We start from the raw sequence: 667 nt of genomic DNA, 5'->3' as shown, positions 1-667 counted from the left end.
AATATACATTTAAGGAAATCTTGTTTTAAGAAAAAGCAAGATAAATTAAAAAAAATTTGAAAAACATCCAAAAACAATTAGAAACAAGTATTCAAGAGATATATGAAAATTACAAATATAAACCTCACTTTATTATTGAAAACCAAAAATATAACGATTTAAATTATATAAAACATAAATTAAAAAAATCAATCGAAATAAAAAAAGAAAATTCTCAAAAAAATTACCAGAATTTGAAGATTAACATTTTCAATGTACTTATAGAACTACTAAAAAAAGAAACAAATATTGAAGTTTTAAAGCTAATTATAAAAAAATATTTGAATATCAAAAATAAAGTAGAATACAATAAAGTATTTGGTTCATATTATTACGAATTATTAGAACTAATAAAAAATGAAAACAACTATTTAATGTTTAAAGAAGTTATATAAGGATTAAATATGGAAAATGCATCAAACTCTATAGGAACAGAAAAATCATTGATTATATGTAATAATAAAGAGCGTTTTATTAAGATTGAAAAAGAAAATGATAAAACAATGTACCATACAAAAATGATGATGGACGTTTACAAATTTGGAGTTCATGATAAAAAAATGTGTTTCGCTTGTCACTAAGGGCATTAATTAACCAATTAAAAGTTAAGGAATTTTTTTTATATCCA

The 667-nt window shown here is 20.2% G+C and carries 2 pseudogenes; both read left to right on the top strand.

Annotation, left to right across the window (positions count from 1 at the left end):
• Window positions 1–434, top strand: a pseudogene (locus LRB30_RS05815) (plasmid maintenance protein); the annotation flags it as partial.
• A 9-nt stretch (window positions 435–443) separates the two neighbouring features.
• Window positions 444–667: pseudogene (locus LRB30_RS05810) on the top strand (DUF226 domain-containing protein); the annotation flags it as partial.

Source organism: Borreliella americana, from assembly GCF_021043605.1.
Taxonomy (GTDB): domain Bacteria; phylum Spirochaetota; class Spirochaetia; order Borreliales; family Borreliaceae; genus Borreliella; species Borreliella americana.
This window is presented reverse-complemented; position numbering and strand designations above follow the sequence as displayed.